At 38.8% G+C, this 16,422-nt stretch carries 18 protein-coding genes; 8 read left to right on the top strand and 10 right to left on the bottom strand.

All coding sequences use genetic code 11. The features are described 5' to 3' along the window. Positions 1–11: 11 nt before the first annotated feature. A complete protein-coding gene (gene dtd, locus DK207_RS04135; RefSeq protein ID WP_109440094.1) occupies positions 12–452 on the bottom strand; it encodes a D-aminoacyl-tRNA deacylase in 441 nt (146 codons plus the stop codon). 152 nt (positions 453–604) lie between these two features. Between dtd and pncB the strand changes: the two genes are divergently transcribed. The 3 genes from pncB to asd all read left to right on the top strand — a co-directional run bounded on the left by pncB (position 605) and on the right by asd (position 3,609). Continuing rightward, positions 605–1,810 carry a nicotinate phosphoribosyltransferase gene (pncB, locus tag DK207_RS04130; protein WP_109440093.1) on the top strand — a complete coding sequence of 402 codons (1,206 nt, stop codon included), beginning with the start codon at positions 605–607 and terminating at the stop codon, positions 1,808–1,810. A gap of 102 nt (positions 1,811–1,912) precedes the next feature. Continuing rightward, positions 1,913–2,761 (top strand): sulfurtransferase, encoded by an 849-nt coding sequence (locus DK207_RS04125; protein WP_109440092.1) that lies wholly within the window; start codon positions 1,913–1,915, stop codon positions 2,759–2,761. Next, a complete protein-coding gene (asd, locus tag DK207_RS04120; protein WP_109440091.1) occupies positions 2,758–3,609 on the top strand; it encodes an archaetidylserine decarboxylase in 852 nt (283 codons plus the stop codon). Before DK207_RS04125 ends, asd begins: the two co-directional genes overlap by 4 nt. Before the next feature lie 290 nt (positions 3,610–3,899). Here asd and DK207_RS04115 read toward each other — a convergent pair whose 3' ends face one another. After that, positions 3,900–4,760: an ImmA/IrrE family metallo-endopeptidase gene (locus tag DK207_RS04115; protein ID WP_109440090.1), complete on the bottom strand. Its 861-nt coding sequence runs from the start codon at positions 4,758–4,760 to the stop codon at positions 3,900–3,902. Continuing rightward, positions 4,753–5,088 (bottom strand): helix-turn-helix domain-containing protein, encoded by a 336-nt coding sequence (locus DK207_RS04110; RefSeq protein ID WP_076755222.1) that lies wholly within the window; start codon positions 5,086–5,088, stop codon positions 4,753–4,755. Before DK207_RS04110 ends, DK207_RS04115 begins: the two co-directional genes overlap by 8 nt. Positions 5,089–5,241: 153 nt before the next feature. Here DK207_RS04110 and DK207_RS04105 point away from each other — a divergent pair, with 153 nt between their 5' ends. The 3 genes from DK207_RS04105 to DK207_RS04095 are packed head-to-tail and all read left to right on the top strand — an operon-like array spanning position 5,242 to position 6,858. Then, positions 5,242–6,156, top strand: a complete 915-nt coding sequence (locus DK207_RS04105) for a hypothetical protein (protein ID WP_109440089.1) — start codon at positions 5,242–5,244, stop codon at positions 6,154–6,156. Between the two features lie 17 nt (positions 6,157–6,173). Beyond that, positions 6,174–6,422: a hypothetical protein gene (locus DK207_RS04100; RefSeq protein WP_109440088.1), complete on the top strand. Its 249-nt coding sequence runs from the start codon at positions 6,174–6,176 to the stop codon at positions 6,420–6,422. 52 nt (positions 6,423–6,474) lie between these two features. Next, positions 6,475–6,858 carry a hypothetical protein gene (locus tag DK207_RS04095; RefSeq protein WP_109440087.1) on the top strand — a complete coding sequence of 128 codons (384 nt, stop codon included), beginning with the start codon at positions 6,475–6,477 and terminating at the stop codon, positions 6,856–6,858. A 363-nt stretch (positions 6,859–7,221) separates the two neighbouring features. Here the strand turns inward: DK207_RS04095 and DK207_RS04090 are convergent, their stop codons facing one another. Both DK207_RS04090 and DK207_RS04085 read right to left on the bottom strand, forming a co-directional pair. Further along, complete coding sequence (locus DK207_RS04090) at positions 7,222–7,431, bottom strand: cold-shock protein (RefSeq protein WP_004641656.1); 210 nt, start codon at positions 7,429–7,431, stop codon at positions 7,222–7,224. Positions 7,432–7,948: 517 nt separating this feature from the next. Continuing rightward, the gene (locus tag DK207_RS04085; protein WP_109440086.1) at positions 7,949–8,839 is read right to left on the bottom strand and encodes a LysR family transcriptional regulator; all 891 of its coding nucleotides are present in this window, start codon (positions 8,837–8,839) and stop codon (positions 7,949–7,951) included. A gap of 94 nt (positions 8,840–8,933) precedes the next feature. On the opposite strand from DK207_RS04085, the gene DK207_RS04080 reads away from it, so the two are divergent. After that, positions 8,934–9,386 (top strand): PACE efflux transporter, encoded by a 453-nt coding sequence (locus tag DK207_RS04080; RefSeq protein ID WP_109440085.1) that lies wholly within the window; start codon positions 8,934–8,936, stop codon positions 9,384–9,386. A 61-nt stretch (positions 9,387–9,447) separates the two neighbouring features. Here DK207_RS04080 and phoR read toward each other — a convergent pair whose 3' ends face one another. From phoR to DK207_RS04065, 3 genes are all read right to left on the bottom strand, one after another. Further along, positions 9,448–10,803: a phosphate regulon sensor histidine kinase PhoR gene (gene phoR, locus DK207_RS04075; protein ID WP_100833047.1), complete on the bottom strand. Its 1,356-nt coding sequence runs from the start codon at positions 10,801–10,803 to the stop codon at positions 9,448–9,450. An 8-nt stretch (positions 10,804–10,811) separates the two neighbouring features. Further along, a complete protein-coding gene (gene phoB, locus DK207_RS04070; protein ID WP_109440084.1) occupies positions 10,812–11,522 on the bottom strand; it encodes a phosphate regulon transcriptional regulator PhoB in 711 nt (236 codons plus the stop codon). A 250-nt stretch (positions 11,523–11,772) separates the two neighbouring features. Beyond that, a complete protein-coding gene (locus DK207_RS04065) occupies positions 11,773–12,450 on the bottom strand; it encodes a TetR/AcrR family transcriptional regulator (RefSeq protein ID WP_109440083.1) in 678 nt (225 codons plus the stop codon). 255 nt (positions 12,451–12,705) lie between these two features. Here DK207_RS04065 and DK207_RS04060 point away from each other — a divergent pair, with 255 nt between their 5' ends. After that, positions 12,706–13,533, top strand: a complete 828-nt coding sequence (locus tag DK207_RS04060) for an SDR family NAD(P)-dependent oxidoreductase (RefSeq protein WP_109440082.1) — start codon at positions 12,706–12,708, stop codon at positions 13,531–13,533. Between the two features lie 47 nt (positions 13,534–13,580). Here DK207_RS04060 and DK207_RS04055 read toward each other — a convergent pair whose 3' ends face one another. Both DK207_RS04055 and DK207_RS04050 read right to left on the bottom strand, forming a co-directional pair. Beyond that, positions 13,581–14,948, bottom strand: coding sequence for an MATE family efflux transporter (locus tag DK207_RS04055; protein WP_109440081.1), 1,368 nt, complete (start codon positions 14,946–14,948; stop codon positions 13,581–13,583). 97 nt (positions 14,949–15,045) lie between these two features. Beyond that, positions 15,046–16,200: a methionine aminotransferase gene (locus DK207_RS04050; protein ID WP_109440080.1), complete on the bottom strand. Its 1,155-nt coding sequence runs from the start codon at positions 16,198–16,200 to the stop codon at positions 15,046–15,048. Positions 16,201–16,422 lie beyond the last annotated feature (222 nt).

Below are 16,422 nucleotides of genomic sequence, written 5' to 3'. Positions count from 1 at the left end.
TTTTGCGCTATTTATTCGATTTCAAGCTGAAAGGTCACAGGACCATCATTAATTAAATGGACTTTCATATCTGCCGCGAAGATACCTGTTTGAATATTTTCAAATTGTTGTTGAGCATACTCAACCAATTGTTCATAGAGAGCTTTGGCATCATGAGGAGGCATTGCAGGTCCAAAGTCAGGTCGTAAGCCTTTTTGCGTTTGAGCCATTAGGGTAAATTGGGAAACCAATAAGATTCCTCCTTTGGCTTGGCTCACATTCCAGCCCATTTTCCCATTTTCATCGTCAAAAACACGGTATTTCAAAATCTTATCAATTAACTTGCGGCCTGTTTCCAAGCTATCTTCTTTGCCTAAGCCCAAAAAAACCAATAAACCTTTTTCAATCTCACCTGTTGTTTGACCGTCGACCACCACCTTGGCTTCGAGGACTCGTTGAATTAATGCACGCATAACTTTGAATAATAGATGAAATGAGAAGTGCCAAGTTTAACAGAGACATGAGTCAAAATTGAGCCGTGCAGCAAAAGTCTACTATTCAATAAGACACATTTAGTTGTATAACAAAAGCTATTATGCAAAAGAATTGGTTAAAACCATCATCTATGTCTGCCATTATTCGATCATTACTGGACACCGACCTGTATAAATTCACCATGTTACAGGTGGTGCTCCATCAGTTCCCACAAACTCATAGCGTTTATTTATTCCGTTGTCGAAATTTAGACGACACCCTTTATCCATTATCGGAGATTTTGCCTGAGTTAAACCATCAGCTTGATCTACTATGTGACTTAAAGTTTAAAGAAGATGAACTGCAATACTTACGTTCATTGCGGTTTATCAAAAGCGACTTTGTGGATTATTTAGAACTCTTCCAGCTTAAACGCCGTTTTATTCAAGCAAGTATCGATGATGCAGGACGATTGGATATCCGTATTGAAGGACCGATGGTGCAGGCGATGATGTTTGAGATTTTTGTCTTAGCCATCGTCAATGAGTTGTACTTCAGCCGTATCCGTACGGATGCTGTGTTGGAGGAGGGTGAACGTCGACTCCAGCAGAAACTGGTTCAACTGCAACAATATGCTCAAGAACAACAAGACCATGAACCACCGTTTTTGGTTTCAGACTTTGGTACACGTCGCCGTTATAGTTTTGAATGGCAAAAACATGTGGTTCAGGCTTTCCATGCAGCCGCGCCGAAAGTATTCCGCGGTACCAGTAATGTATTGTTAGCCAAAGAACTGGGCATTAGCCCAATTGGGACGATGGCACACGAGTTTTTACAGGCTTTTCAAGCGCTTGATGTACGATTGCGAAATTTCCAAAAGGCAGCCTTAGAAGCATGGGTACAAGAATACCGAGGTGACTTAGGGATTGCACTGACTGATGTCGTCGGTATGGATGCATTTTTACGGGATTTCGACCTGTATTTTGCCAAACTGTTCGATGGTTTACGGCATGATAGCGGTGATCCCTATGAATGGGGCGATAAGGCCTATGCACATTATCGTAAGTTAAAAATCGATAGCAAAACCAAGATGTTGACTTTTAGCGATGGGCTGAATTTAGAGAAAGCGTGGCATTTACATCATTATTTCAAAGATCGTTTTCAGGTGAGTTTCGGGATTGGCACCAATTTGACCAATGATATGGGACAAACACCGCTGAATATTGTGTTGAAGTTGGTCGAGTGTAATCGTCAGTCAGTGGCGAAGATTTCGGATAGTCCAGGTAAGACCATGACCGATAATGATACCTTCTTGGCGTATTTGCGTCAGGTGTTTGAGATTGAGGAAGAGAGTTAGCTTATATCTTCTTTTCTGCTAAATGAATGCAAAAAATCAGGCAAAGATAAAAAGTGAGCTATGTTAAAATCAAACATGATGTGATGACACAAGCGCATAACAATGACTGATATTGATTTTAAACTTGGTTTACTGATAGAGCCTGAACAGCTAGTTCCTTATTTAGGGCATGAGCTAATTCGGGTCGTTGATTTAAGCCGTGCCTCGGTTTATGAACAATTACATATTCCGCATGCCATTCATCTACAACCGAAGTATCTTGTTGCCCAGCAAGAACAAGCCAATGGGGTTTTACCTGATATTGAGGCTTTAAATATTCTAATTGAAAAATTAAATATTTCTCCTCAGCATCATGTCGTGGTCTATGACGATGAAGGTGGTGCTTGGGCTGGGCGTTTAATCTGGAATTTACATTGTCTGGGTTTTACACGAACAAGTCTGATCAATGGAGGCATTCATGCTTGGTTAGGCGCTAGTCTTCCCACAAGTGCTGAAGTTGAGCGCATTAGCCCTGTTCAGGAATTGGTTCACGTTGATCTGAATGCAGTACAGCAGTACCGAATTGAATATCAAGAATTATTGACGCAAGTCGAGCGAGGCAATGTTCAATTGTGGGATTGTCGCAGTAGTGACGAATATACTGGACTACGTCTAGCTGCGCGACGCGGCGGTCACATCCCAAATGCACTGCATTTTGAATGGAGTACTGCCCTTAATCGTGAAAATCATCTAAAATTACACCCGCTTGAACGCACTCAACAACGTTTAGAGCAATTAGGCTTTAATTTACAACAGCCTGTGGTGGTGTATTGTCAGTCACATCATCGTTCAGGTTTAGCTTATATTTTAGCAAGATTGCTTGATTGGCAAGTGAGAGCCTACGATGGTGCGTGGAGTGAATGGGGCAATCGCCTCGATAGTCCTATTACTACAGGGGAGTCACCATCTTGAGTTTCACAGCAGATTTAAAAAAACAACTTTTTATCAAAGCACAAAATTTAGTACCACAACATCAACTTAGCCGTGTGGTCGGCAAAGTTGCCGCAAGTGAAAATGTTTTGGTGAAAACTGCTGTTATTCAGGCATTTAAAGCAAAATATGGCATTGATATGAGTATTGCTGAACAAGCGAATCCGAACCACTATAAATCATTTAATGAGTTTTTCACGCGTGCTTTGAAACATGGTGTACGTGGTGTAGATGAACGTGCTGATAGTATTGTTTGTCCTGCGGATGGCGCGATTTCTCAGCTAGGTAAAATTGAAGCGGGCGATATTTTTCAAGCCAAAGGCCAAAGTTTTTCTGTAGAGAAATTGATTGGTGACCCACAGTTAGCAAAACCATTTATTGATGGGCAGTTTGCAACTGTTTATTTGTCACCTAAAGATTATCATCGTGTGCATATGCCATTGGCAGGTACATTGACCGAAACTTTATATATTCCGGGTGAGTTGTTCTCAGTCAACCAAACCACGGCTGAAAATGTTCCGGGTTTATTCGCGCGTAATGAACGTATGGTGTGTTTGTTTGACACTGAGCTTGGTCGTATGGCAGTGGTGTTGGTTGGTGCAATGATTGTTGCAGGTATTGAAACAGTTGCGACAGGTAAGGTAAAACCGACTGGCCGTGTTGAATTGCAACATCATCAAATGCAGTTAGATAAAGGTGCAGAGTTAGGTCGTTTCTATCTAGGCTCAACTGCTGTGGTTTTATTTGAAAAAGATAAAATGGTCTGGGAAGAGCAGTTTAAAGCGAACTCGACTGTGGTGATGGGTGAACGGTTAGGCCATTCGGTTTGATTCAGAGATACGTTTAAAAAAAGTCCTTTAAGATTTTTTAAAGGTTTTTTTATATATGTTGGTTTTAAGGAAACTTAAATTTGAGTGGGCTACTTATATCGAGTATCTTTTCATAAAATTTTTAGCTGCAAAACAGTGTCTAAAACAAAAGGTTTGAGCTATATAATAGGGTACCAAAAAAACTTTAAATGATTTAATGGTCTAAGAGGGTAAATTTAAGAATTGATGGAAATGTACAAGTTAAAAAGCTCTAATATCTAAACATTAGAGCTTTTTTATTTTCTAAATTCTTATATCTCATCTAAATTTTTAGGAGGCCTTACTTCTAAGTTTCTAGGTAATACGAGCAGAGTTAATACATGATCATATTTTTCTGAAAAAATCTTATATTCCGTAAGATGTGCATCTTTGTGGGCATGCTCAAACCAAATACTAGCTCTCAATTTTTCGCCAGACTTTTCTTCTGTAATAAAACTATTTCCGGCTAAAGAATTCTCGGGTATAGGAATGACCATTGACTTGGTTCTAAAGTAAGCCCCATTTCTTGCTGCAACTTTACTAGATGATGCCCAATTCATAAAACCATCTCTAGAATAAATAAAAACTGCACTTTCTTCTGTAAATTCAAGCCATTTCAGAATAGCAGCAGTCAAAGAAACACCATACCTTTGCGCACAAAAAGATAAGGATTGCATTAGATCAACCATATTAATTTGCTGTCTAAAATCATCTATTGGCATCAAAAGGTATGATGAAAATCTATTTGCTTCTGCTTCTATAGAGTCATTGTTATAAGATTGAAGATCCTCATTTCCACATTGAAATTCATCTTGTAAAGATCTATGTAAAACATAATGTCCCAGTTCATGAGCTTTAGTGAACAAGATTCTTCCTGCCGACTCTATAGATGGGTTATACAACATTACCCATTGATTAGATTCTTCTTTTTTTAATAATGCACCTTCAAATTTTCCAACATTTAGCTCCAAAATATCATTAATTGGATCATCCCACTGAAAGATATTGGCTGCTTCATATGAAAGCATATCAACATCTATCGGGAACTTTTCCCGACATTCTGTCTTACAGAAAACATCAAGAATATTTAGTAATCGTGCAGCGATTTTAGGTGGATGTGGTTTTTCATCCATTATTATTACCAGATGATTTAATTACAGCCATTATACTGCGAATTTGCTCTTTTTCATGAGAATTCAAATTCTTATATTCACGAAAAAAAGCATTATCTATATTTTTCTCAGTAGGTGTTCTTTCATCTGATTCTAAAAAAAACTCTACATCAGTACCCAATGCTTGAGCTAATGATGATAGTTTTTCCGCAGATGGCTTTTGAGACTCTCTATTCTCTAATTCCCATAAATAGCTTTTACTTAAGCCCGCACTTGCAGCTAAAGCCTCTAATGTAAGCTTTTTCTCTTTTCGAAGAAGTCTAATTTTGTCGCCAAGTAAGTTTGCCATTTGAGATATCTCCTTTTTTATATATTCTACTAGAAAAAAGTTCGGAGTAGCATAAAAAAACGGTTGACTATTTAGAAAATTAGTTAAATAATGATCTAAAGTTCGGTATTCCGGAAATTATATTATGTTTTAACAGCAGTGGAGCTCCCCTAAATGACTACCTTTCTTGAACACTTCAAAATTGATCGAACGCATTCAATCGATTTCCTTAACTTAAATTTAGAGAAAGACACAAAGATTTTCTTAGATCCATATAGTGTAGCAATGACAAATAATGTTCATTGTATGAATGCCCATAAATGTATTAAAGCTTTCATGGAAACGCTGCTAACTGCATTAAAAGAGGGTAATGAGACTCTAGCAATGGACTTATGTAGTCACTTTCCAGAACCTAAAGGTACTGGTATCGGTTGGACTAAAAAAAGTTATAAAGGACGTGGCGCAGGGGAAATTAAAGCATCGAAGCTAGTTGAAGCACTAATGTCATCAGAAGCAGTTATGTCTGGTGCTATTGAAGATTTAGAAGAGTTAATATTAGTTGTTGATGGACTAGGGTTGGATACCATCTCAGATATAACTATTAATTTAGGAATGAAGCATTTTATTGAATTTACCCAAGAAAAATGTAAAGAACTAAACATTAACATGGAAAAATCTAATAAAAAAATAAACTATTTCTGTCACTTAGAAAATAAGTGGAAATCTGATTATTTTGAATTACCTCATGCACCAATTGGAGAAGAAAAGGAAAAAGGGCAGATAGTTTTATTGCCTCTCAACACTTTGGCTAGATTATCACCTTATGGTACATCTTACTTTTTCACAAATATTGCTACACCATTTTTTGTAGAAGAAGGGATAAGAGCGGGTGCTTCTTTTATTCGGGCGACAAAATCTGGTGGCTATAAAGCGGATCTCAAGAAAATGCGAGAAAATGATCAATATAAAGGTGGTAAAAAGAGAATGGGAGGATTCATAAAAGACTATCCGGAATCTCTCAAAGAGTATCGCGAAAAAGTCGCTAGCTATCGCTACAAAAAAATTCGTAAACAAGATGATCAGACTTAAATCATAGGAGATTAATTATGTCTAAAAATTCAAAACAGACTTCAGATAAAGTCAGCTCTTTAGCATCAAAAATTCTACGTAATCCATCATCTTCATCTATCCAGAAGGAATTAGCGGGGTCGGCTTTATCTCAATCACATTCATGTAAACAAACTGGTGCAGATATGGAGTCTAAAGCATCACAAGTTTTGAAAAGTGATAAATATAGCGACACTACTAAGACATTAGCAGCCTCTATTCTTTCCCAGTCAAATAAAGAAAGATAATTTAACATAGAGTAAAGTTCTGCTATCTAAGAATGACAATATGAGAGAATATATGACGAATAATAAGCTTGCTACACATAAACCAGTAGAGTTTTTTGTTAGACGACTATTAGAAATTGATAGTAAAGAAATAGATCTTAAATTTATTTTTGATCATGTTCGAAACTATGGTATAGGTTCTGCTGTAATGGTTTCTGGATTTTATCTCTTAAAACATCCTGAAATTTCAACAAGTATTATTCCTAATGGTGGTATTTTCTGGGGTATTATTTTTTTGATATTTGGTTTATTACTTAATATTCTAAATATGGTTCAGGTTTTTTGGATTTTAGTACATCTAAAAATTAAAAAAATTTATTTACTCATTATTTCAGGTTTTTTATTTTTTGGAATTCCTGAATTCTTTTGGATTTATGTTAAACAGTTTTTATCATAAAAAGAAACCATGTTATTTAATGCGAGAATCTACTCACAAATTTAAGACTTTTTATGTTTTAACATTAGTCTAGTATTCGAAGGCATTTACAAAGCTATATCCACAAAGGTTTGAGTAAATTTGTTGCTAAGCATAAAACTAGCCCTGTACGCTATTTCCTACATCAATTCCAGCCAATGACCCATATCCAGCTCAATTGAAATCACCTAATATGAACTCATCAGGAACAGGAAGTTCCAAAACACAAAACAAAAATAATAAGTTTGAGCATCAGGACGTGAGGTACGACAGGAGTTATACCTAAAGTGCGAAATACGAAAAAGCCCGACAGGATGTCGGGCTTTTTTCATGCTTATTCAGCGATTATAAAGGAACAATGTTCACAGCATTTGGGCCTTTTTGACCTTGAGCAACGCTGAATGAAACTTGTTGGCCTTCATATAACGTTTTAAAACCAGAATTTGCGATTTCGCTGAAGTGAGCAAACACGTCAGGACCTGATTGTTGTTGAATGAAACCAAAACCTTTAGTTTCGTTAAACCACTTTACTGTACCAGTGACTGTATTAGACATAATATATCCTACTAAATTTTAATAATTTTCAGCCCCTTAATGAGGCTATGTATAACTTTGAAAAAGGATAAAGAATTGAGCTTAAGATCTAAAAAAAACGGAGGATTATGACTAAAACTGCGATACTTAAAGAAGATTTACTAAACTATACTTTTTCTAGTTAATTTAATTATACATACGATTGAATAATATTCAAGTTTTTTATATGTAATATTTATTTTTCTTATATTTTGAGGATTCATTATCAAACTCTATATCAGTTTTTATATGAATTTAACCCATCTAATAACTGGCCCCACATAGGAACAATGTAAGCGATTTCTTACGTTGATTAAGGTCAATGTCCCATATTCATATTGCTTTAAATTACCTAATATGAACTCATCAGGAACAGGAAGTTCCAAAACATAAAACAAAAATAATAAGTTTGAACATCAGGACGTGAGGTACGACAGGAGTTATACCTAAAGTGCGAAATACGAAAAAAGCCCGACAGGATGTCGGGCTTTTTTTATGTCTATTCAAAAATTTCCTTACCCCACAGTTCGATCAGCAATTGGATAGTTTTACTTAAAGGTTTATAGCTCGACCAAATGGCATGGATGGGCATATCCAATCCATTGGTGGTGTCACTAAACTCCAAACGCACTAAACTGTGCTTAGCAAAATGCTCCGACACGACAGAAAGCGGAAAATTTCCCCATCCCATGCCTTGTTCTACCATATGTATTGCCATCGATAGATTGTCGGTGTACCAATACGAGTCAGAAACCAAAATACGAGGATCGGGTAGAGGATAATTTTTACTAGCCACAATAATTTGTCTAAATTCAGACAACATGGTGAGCTCATTTTTATGCTGTGCCTTGAGTTGCTGTGCTTGCTCAGGGCAAATGGCTGCGACAAATTGTTCAACACCTAATAGTCGAAAGCGTTGATTGATATCGATATTTGATGAGCTATAAGCAATATATAAATCAATTTCATTGTTCTGTAGGCGTGCTTTTAATTCTTGCTGTGGTGCGCAAACCATTTCAATATTTAAAAGAGGATAGTGCTGAATTAATTGTTCAATGCCCTTTAAGATGATTTTTTGATTGATATCGGCTGCGACACCAATACAAATGCGAGTTTCTAATCCTGTTGAAAGTTCAGAAAGATGCATTTCGAGCTGACGTAGCTTTGTCACAATCAGTCTTGCATGGGGTTCAATTGAAAGCGCAATCTCCGTTGGCGCTAGATGATTTTTGCTGCGTTCAAATAATTTTAAGTTCAATTCAGCTTCTAGATTGGCAATCGCCATGCTTACTGCGGAAGGAACTCGATTTAAAGCACGAGCCGCCGCAGAAAAACTGCCGCGATCAATGATTTCTAGAATCAATTCAAGCTGCTCACTGCTTAGTTTCATAGCGATTTCCTTGTCAGTAAATCTGATAACGATTGACTTTTTTTATCAGATGTAAGGCGTAAAATCCAGTCATTGTTAGTTTTAGGGTGTGATCATGCAAGGAACGAAAAGAAGAGTAACTTATGTTTTTTTCTATGAAGTGTTTAGCTTTTTGATCTGTGCGATGATTTTGGCGGTACTTTCAGGCACAAGTATGAGCCATACAGGACCATTATCGGTTGTAATAGCAGTCATTGCGGTGACCGTAAATTTTTTCTACAACTATGTTTTTGAAATGTGGGAAAAACGACAAACTTCTAAAACCCGTACTGTGAAAAGAAGGGTCGCTCATGCGATTGGATTCCAAATTGTTTTAGTGACAATCTTGATTCCATTGATTGCGTGGTGGATGCAGATTAGTTTGCTCAAAGCATTCTTATTGGATTTTAGTTTGATGGTCCTTATCCCGTGTTATACCTTTGTGTATAACTATTTCTTTGATCATATTTTTGGTTTACCCAGTCATTTACTTGAAGCAAAGCAGTTGAATTCAGTGGTAAATAATTAATTCAACCAAAAAAACAGCCGATCTTTCAGGATCGGCTGTCAGTATTTATTCAACTGTACATTTATCCAATATAGAGACGTTCTTTTGGAAAAACAGCTGTAAAGGTTGAGCCTTCATTTTCTTTGGAGCTGATTTCAAGATGTGCCCCGTGTTGCATTAATACATGTTTCACAATCGCAAGTCCTAAACCTGTTCCCCCTGTTTGACGGCTACGCGCACTATCCACCCGATAAAAACGTTCAGTTAAGCGAGGTAAATGTTTAGGATTTATACCAATACCATTATCTTGAACGGTAAAGTAGGCCTGATCACCGTCTTTATGCCATCCAATGGTAATGATGCCACCTTTAGGTGTGTACTTAATTGCATTGGTAATGAGGTTGCTGAAAGCGCTGGCAATTTCCATGTCTGAGCCGATCAGGTCACAGTGACTATCAATGTCTAAGTTGAGGGTATGACCATAATCGAGATTGTAGGCACGGGCATCATCGAACAATTGATTCATCAAATTTGCCATCTCAATAATCTGATTTTTCGCTACTTTTTTATTATTTTCGAGATTGGACAAGAGCAATAAATCATTAACCAATGCATTCATACGTTTGGTTTGTGACTGCATTTGAGTAAAAGCACGTTTCCAGCGCGGGGTGATATCGTCCTGATCAGTAAAGGTTTCGATATAGCCACTGAGTACGGTCAGCGGGGTACGTAACTCATGCGAAATATTGTCCACAAAGTCTTTACGCATTTGTTCAAGGTTATGCATACGGGTGATGTCATGTGCCACTAATAGACGACTTTCACCACCAAAGCGGGTAATTTTGACTTGTACATAACGCTCTTCATCCATTTGTGCTTGTAGACGAATACCATCAGGTGCTTGATCGCTATGATTAAAATATTCAATAAAATTCGGTTGGCGCAAGATCGACAATAAGTTACGCCCGCGGTCCATTGGATTGATGCCCAATAATTTTTCTGCAGCAGGATTCCACCATTCGAGCTGATGTTGATCGTCAATCAAAACAACCGCTTCTGCCAACGCCACCAATGATGATTGAGCACGATCAATTAAACCCACCATTTCAGCTTGCACAATACGTTCTTGGCGTTGAGCGCGATAAACGTTGAACAATAATGCGCCCCAAATCCCATTGAGGTTGGGTGGCATATCGTAAGGGCGGTTAGAGATCCATTCATTGACGAGATAAAGTGAGCGAAGCTGTAGGATAAAAAACACCACAAAAGCGACGAAAATACAGCTCCAAAAGTACCCAACTCCAAATCCGATTAAGCTCGCAATCAATAAGAAAAACAATAATAGTCTTAAATCTTGTTTTGCAAACGTCCATAAGCTGCTGTATTGAAAACGTTGATGTTCGCGTGCCAGCTCAGGGACGGGATATGGTTCATACATAAAGGGGTTTAACCTGCTGCTAAATCAGCTCGTGTAGAGAAACGATAACCTGTGCCACGTACTGTTTGAACAAAGCGATCCACACCAAAAGGTTCTAACACTTTGCGTAAACGACGAATATGCACATCAATGGTACGGTCTTCAATATACACGTTTCCACCCCATACTTGGTCAAGTAATTGGGCACGTGTATAAGCACGTTCTGGATGTGTCATAAAGAAAGCGAGTAAACGATATTCAGTTGGGCCCATATCGAGAATGCTATCACCAAAGCTCACACGCTGGCTCACAGGATCTAGCATTAAGCCATTGGCATCAATCACTTTTTCACCGCTCAGCGCATTGGCACGACGTAAAACTGCTTTGATACGTGAAACCAGTTCGCGGGTCGAAAAAGGTTTAGTCATGTAGTCGTCAGCACCAGCATCGAGACCTTGAACTTTATGATCTTCTTCACCTCGAGCGGTAAGCATGATCACTGGAATCTCTGCCAAGTTGTCATCTCGTTTCAAGCGTCGGCACAAATCTACACCGCTCACTCCACCCGGTAGCATCCAATCCAGCAAAATAAGAGCAGGACGCTGATCAACGATAATCTGGTGCGCTTGCTTAGCATCCTCAGCTTGTAAACATTGGAAGCCTGCCATATCCAAAGAGGTATGGATCATTTCGCGAATCGGTAGCTCATCATCGACAATTAAAATATAGTCATCTTTCACAGCGCAATACCCTCAAAATCTGTAACGGTTAACCGTTTTGTTGTTATGACAGGCTTATTACAAAGATTAATTATGACAATATCATTGCAAAAGAGTAAATAAAGTCGAATTTAGCAATAAATTGTGACAATTATGGGGCAGAGGAGTGACTAATTGATGACAGTTTGCCTGAAATTAAAACAAATAAATTCATCTGTTTAATATCATTGTCTTGTAGCTGTTACATTTGTCACAAAACTGTAAAACGATTTTAATTTTTTTGTGCCGTGTATTCAATAAATGATAAAAATACGGTACAACAGGCATTTAGGACGTCTTCTAAAGGCTGTTTAAAGCCTTCTGATACCCAACGGATAATAATATGGGTCACATAGCCATTTAAACCTGTCGCCATTAGTGACACTTCTTCTGTGGTTTGCGGTACATTGGGCATAGTAATCATTACAAAGCCTTGAATAATCCGGTCAAATTGCGTCAGGGTTTCTTGGATCGTCGCTTGATTGTGTAGGTCTTGGACGAGCATTGCATCGATATAAATAATCCGTGCCATCCGTGGATCATCTTTTATGGTATTCAGTAGCGCGGATAAACCTGCTGTGACCATATTTTTTGGTTCAGGTGCAGCCATGAGTACAGCTTGGGTCAAACAGCTTTGCATTTTACTGATCATACGTAAAAAAACGGTTTGAAAGAGTTCTTCGCTTTTTTTAAAAGACTCATAAAAATAGCGTTCAGTAAGTTTGGCTTCGTTACAAACGTCTTTGACGGTCACAGAAAAAAAACCTTGTGTTCCGTAGGTTGCAATACCCGCTTCAATCAGTTTTTCCCGACGAGCTTCTTTGCGTTCAGTTAAAGAAAGACCTTTGAATTGACGTTCTTTAGTTTCGCTATTTTTTTTCTTTGCCTTGGCTTGCTTCTCAGTTGTCATCGAAAAACCGTTCCCTAAAAAGTTTATATATCGTATGTCGAGCAGCCCTTAGACTGCAAACTGTTTAAAAATAATATGTCTTTAAATGTAGATAGAGCATTTATGACAAGCAATATGTTTGTTCTTGCCATTTGTCTTAAAAGCATAGTGTACTATATTGACAACCTGTATTGTCAAAATTATATTGATTACACGTTAAACGGCACATGATCTGAGCGAATATGTGCATATCATTCGCAATACAAAGGATAGGCAATGAAAAACTTTAAAAATAAAGTCGCAGCGATCACAGGTGCTGGCTCTGGTATTGGACAACAACTGGCACTTTTGTTGGCTCAACAAGGTTGCCATTTATCATTGAGTGATATCAATAAGACTGGCTTGGAACAGACTGTTGAGTTGGTCAAACAATACCCTGTTACTGTAACCACCAAAGTTCTTGATGTTTCTGACCGTGATGCGGTGAAACAGTGGGCACAAGATACGGTACAAGATCATGGCTCAGTCAATATGATCTTCAATAATGCGGGTGTTGCATTAGGCTCAACAGTAGAGGGCGCAAGCTACGAAGATCTAGAATGGATCGTTGGAATTAACTTTTGGGGCGTGGTATACGGCACTAAAGAATTCCTGCCATTTATTAAACAAACCAAAGATGGTCACATCATCAACATCTCTAGTATTTTTGGCTTAACGTCACAACCAACCCAGTCTGCATATAATGCGACCAAATTTGCGGTGCGTGGATTTACTGAATCGCTTCGCCAAGAGTTGGATATTGAGAAAAGTGGCGTAAGTTCACTTTGCGTACATCCAGGTGGGATCCGTACGAATATTGCCAAAGCAGCAAAAATGAATGACAGCTTAAAGAGTTTGGGTATGGATCCAAATAAATCGATTAAGCAGTTTGATAAATTCTTGCGTACTCCACCTGAAGATGCGGCTCGTCAAATTCTTAAAGCGGTGTTGAAGGATAAACGCCGTTTATTAATTGGAACAGATGCTCGTATCGTCGATTCATTCCAGCGCTTATTCCCAACAGGCTATCAACGTATAGCGGCTTTTGCCACCAAAATGCTGTAATCGCTACGTTACTTCAAGAAAGCCATTCTAAATCGAATGGCTTTTTTTTAAATCAAAACTTTGATTTTCCCTTTCTTCCAAACGAACTGATAATACGTGGCTTGGAATACACATAGGCAGACAAAAGCCAGAGCATAGGCCATCCAAATTCCTGTTAGTCCCCATAGTGTGGTAAACCAATAAGCACAAGGAATCTCGATCAGAAGGATGGTGAAGATATTAATCAACATCGGTACAGTAACCGTTCCGCTAGCACGCATAATTGAAGCAAAAATCGCACTTGCGCCAAAAAACAGCAATGACCATAACACGATAAATAATAGCTGTTGACCTAAAACGACCACTTCAGGATCGGTAATAAACAGTGCCATTAAATACTTGGAAAATAGATAGCCCAAAGCAATTAAGCTGCCTGTAAACAGGAAGTTCATGCTTAATGCAGTACGAGTCACGCGGCTAAGCAATTCTGCTTTTCCTGCACCAATCGCTTGCGCTGCGAAAATAGAGGCTGCAATTGCGATAGAAAGAGCGGGAAATTGGATATAGTTCAAGACTTGGTTGACTGCACCATAGGCTGCGGTCGCATTTGCGCCATAACGATTGACTAAGCCAATAATGACCAGACCCGCCAATGATGTGGTGACCATTTGAATGCCTGTCGGGATACCCAACTTCAGGATAATTTTACTTAACTCCGCATCATGACGCAGATGCCGTAAGAGTTGACGGTCTATTTGTAGGGGGTGTTTTTTATAATTCAGATAAAAACCTAAAAAAATCAGCACCGCCAAATAACCGATAATACTGGCGATCGCAGGTGCAACAATACCCAAGGCAGGAAAACCAAAATAACCTTTCAACAATACGGGGGTGACGGCTAAACCGATTAAACTGGTTAATCCCAACGCAATGAGTGGCGTTACACTATCACCGACGCCGCGTAAGATAGAAGTATAAATAATATACACAAAAAGTAATGGACTACCTGCCATCATCCATTGCACATAAGGCAAAGACAGATGCATCACTTTGGGATCGGTACCCAGTAAGATTAGAATATGTTCGGCAAAGAATAACCCGAGAACTGCAATAATAGTGCCGCCAATCAAGGTCATAAACAGGGTAGAGCCAATAACGCTACGCACCTTTTCTAGATTTTGTGCACCCCATGCCTGTCCGATTAAAACCGTGGTTCCCGCAGAAAGTCCAATAATAAAAGCCAGCAAAAAGAATAGGACAGGAAAATACACCGAAACTGCGGCAACAGCATCTACCCCCATCATTTGACCTACAAAGATGGTATTAATCGTTCCCGACAAGTTTTGCAAAATATTGGTTGCAATCAGTGGAACCAGAAATACAAAAAAGGTTTTCCATAGATTGGGTTGCATCACCAAAGGCTGGTGTGGGGTCATTCAAATTCCTTGGTACTTCGCCCCTAAAAGGAGCCGCTTGTTTTCAACATAGCATAAGCCAGTCTCAAGTTATGGGGATTCAGTTGATTTTTGTTGATTAACACTGCATTAGAATATGACCTGCCTGTTGGAGGGTTTCATCTTTCTTGGCAAAACAAAAACGAATTAGTCGCTGTGATTCAGGCGGCTGTCGATAAAATACTGAAATCGGAATAGCAACAATTTTATGTTGCTCTGCTAAGAATTGACACATTGCCACGTCGTTTAGGTCAGGACGAATGGCCGTGTAATCCAAACTTTGAAAATAGGTACCTTGCGAGGGAATAAAGTTAAAACGTGAGTTTTGTATTTGTTGATTAAATAAATCACGTTTTGCTTGGTAAAAGTGTGGTAGCTCTTGAATATGTTCAGGATAATGTTGCATATAATGGGCAAGTGCTAACTGACACGGTGTATTGCCACAGAAATTGGTAAATTGATACACCTGACGAAATAGACGCATTAATTGTGGAGAAGCAACGCAATAACCCGTTTTCCAGCCTGTAACATGATAAGTTTTACCAAAAGAACCGATCACATAGCTACGATCCCTTAGTTCAGGAAATTGCAATGCGCTGTAATGTTTCTGCCCATCAAACACCAAATGCTCATAAACCTCATCGGAAAGTACCACAATATTTTTATCTTGAATCAGTTCGATGAGTTGCAGCCAGTCTTGTTTTGACCAGATTGCACCTGTTGGGTTATGCGGTGTATTGACAATAATCATGCGGGTTTTTGTGCTGATACGGTCTTTTACTTGTTGCCAATCAACTTCAAAGTGGGGTGCTTCCAAGTTGATATGGATCGATTTTCCGCCTGCAAGCTGAACTGCAGGTGCATAGCTGTCATAGCTTGGATCGAAGATAATGACTTCATCATCTGCATGGATACAGGCTTGAATGGCACAAAAGATTGCAAGCGTTGCGCCTGAAGTAATGGTGATTTCAGTCGCTGGGTCCAGTTGTAATTGATCACGCTGTATGAACTGTGTGGCAAGCTGTTCTCGCAATGCCAGTACGCCATCTCCAGCAGGGTATTGGTTATAACCTGAAAGTGTGGCTTGACTGAGCGCTTCAAGCAGAGCGGGCGGGGCTGGGAAGTCGGGAAAGCCTTGGGACAGGTTGAGCGCATTGAGTCGATGTGCGAGTTCAGTCATCACGCTAAAAATGGTTACGCCTTGACTAGGAAGTTTTGACTGAAGCTCTAACATAGAATGTCCTTATTGAAAGGCGAAATATAACAGTTATTTCTTAATATTTAGGTTATCAAAAAGTACATTAGATTGATCATTGTTTTGTGTAGATATTCTTTACTTTTCAAGGAAAAAAGTAACAAAAACGCTTTGTAGTGCTGGAGTCCGTCCTTGAGATCGTAGCACCACGCGTGATATCTATGTCGCCGTCACGATCGTTGATCGTGACATGCATGGGGT

It is taken from the genome of Acinetobacter haemolyticus (assembly GCF_900406815.1).
Lineage (GTDB): Bacteria > Pseudomonadota > Gammaproteobacteria > Pseudomonadales > Moraxellaceae > Acinetobacter > Acinetobacter haemolyticus_A.
Note: the sequence above shows the minus strand (reverse complement) of the source record. Positions and strands in the feature narration are given on the sequence as shown.

Bases quoted from the DNA above. Each gene is read 5' to 3' on its own strand.
- dtd (WP_109440094.1), bottom strand. From the start codon at position 452: ATGCGTGCATTAATTCAACGAGTCCTCGAAGCCAAGGTGGTGGTCGAC.
- pncB (WP_109440093.1), top strand. From the start codon at position 605: ATGTCTGCCATTATTCGATCATTACTGGACACCGACCTGTATAAATTC.
- DK207_RS04125 (WP_109440092.1), top strand. From the start codon at position 1,913: ATGACTGATATTGATTTTAAACTTGGTTTACTGATAGAGCCTGAACAG.
- DK207_RS04115 (WP_109440090.1), bottom strand. From the start codon at position 4,760: ATGGATGAAAAACCACATCCACCTAAAATCGCTGCACGATTACTAAAT.
- DK207_RS04110 (WP_076755222.1), bottom strand. From the start codon at position 5,088: ATGGCAAACTTACTTGGCGACAAAATTAGACTTCTTCGAAAAGAGAAA.
- DK207_RS04105 (WP_109440089.1), top strand. From the start codon at position 5,242: ATGACTACCTTTCTTGAACACTTCAAAATTGATCGAACGCATTCAATC.
- DK207_RS04100 (WP_109440088.1), top strand. From the start codon at position 6,174: ATGTCTAAAAATTCAAAACAGACTTCAGATAAAGTCAGCTCTTTAGCA.
- DK207_RS04095 (WP_109440087.1), top strand. From the start codon at position 6,475: ATGACGAATAATAAGCTTGCTACACATAAACCAGTAGAGTTTTTTGTT.
- DK207_RS04090 (WP_004641656.1), bottom strand. From the start codon at position 7,431: ATGTCTAATACAGTCACTGGTACAGTAAAGTGGTTTAACGAAACTAAA.
- DK207_RS04085 (WP_109440086.1), bottom strand. From the start codon at position 8,839: ATGAAACTAAGCAGTGAGCAGCTTGAATTGATTCTAGAAATCATTGAT.
- DK207_RS04080 (WP_109440085.1), top strand. From the start codon at position 8,934: ATGCAAGGAACGAAAAGAAGAGTAACTTATGTTTTTTTCTATGAAGTG.
- phoR (WP_100833047.1), bottom strand. From the start codon at position 10,803: ATGTATGAACCATATCCCGTCCCTGAGCTGGCACGCGAACATCAACGT.
- DK207_RS04065 (WP_109440083.1), bottom strand. From the start codon at position 12,450: ATGACAACTGAGAAGCAAGCCAAGGCAAAGAAAAAAAATAGCGAAACT.
- DK207_RS04060 (WP_109440082.1), top strand. From the start codon at position 12,706: ATGAAAAACTTTAAAAATAAAGTCGCAGCGATCACAGGTGCTGGCTCT.
- DK207_RS04055 (WP_109440081.1), bottom strand. From the start codon at position 14,948: ATGACCCCACACCAGCCTTTGGTGATGCAACCCAATCTATGGAAAACC.
- DK207_RS04050 (WP_109440080.1), bottom strand. From the start codon at position 16,200: ATGTTAGAGCTTCAGTCAAAACTTCCTAGTCAAGGCGTAACCATTTTT.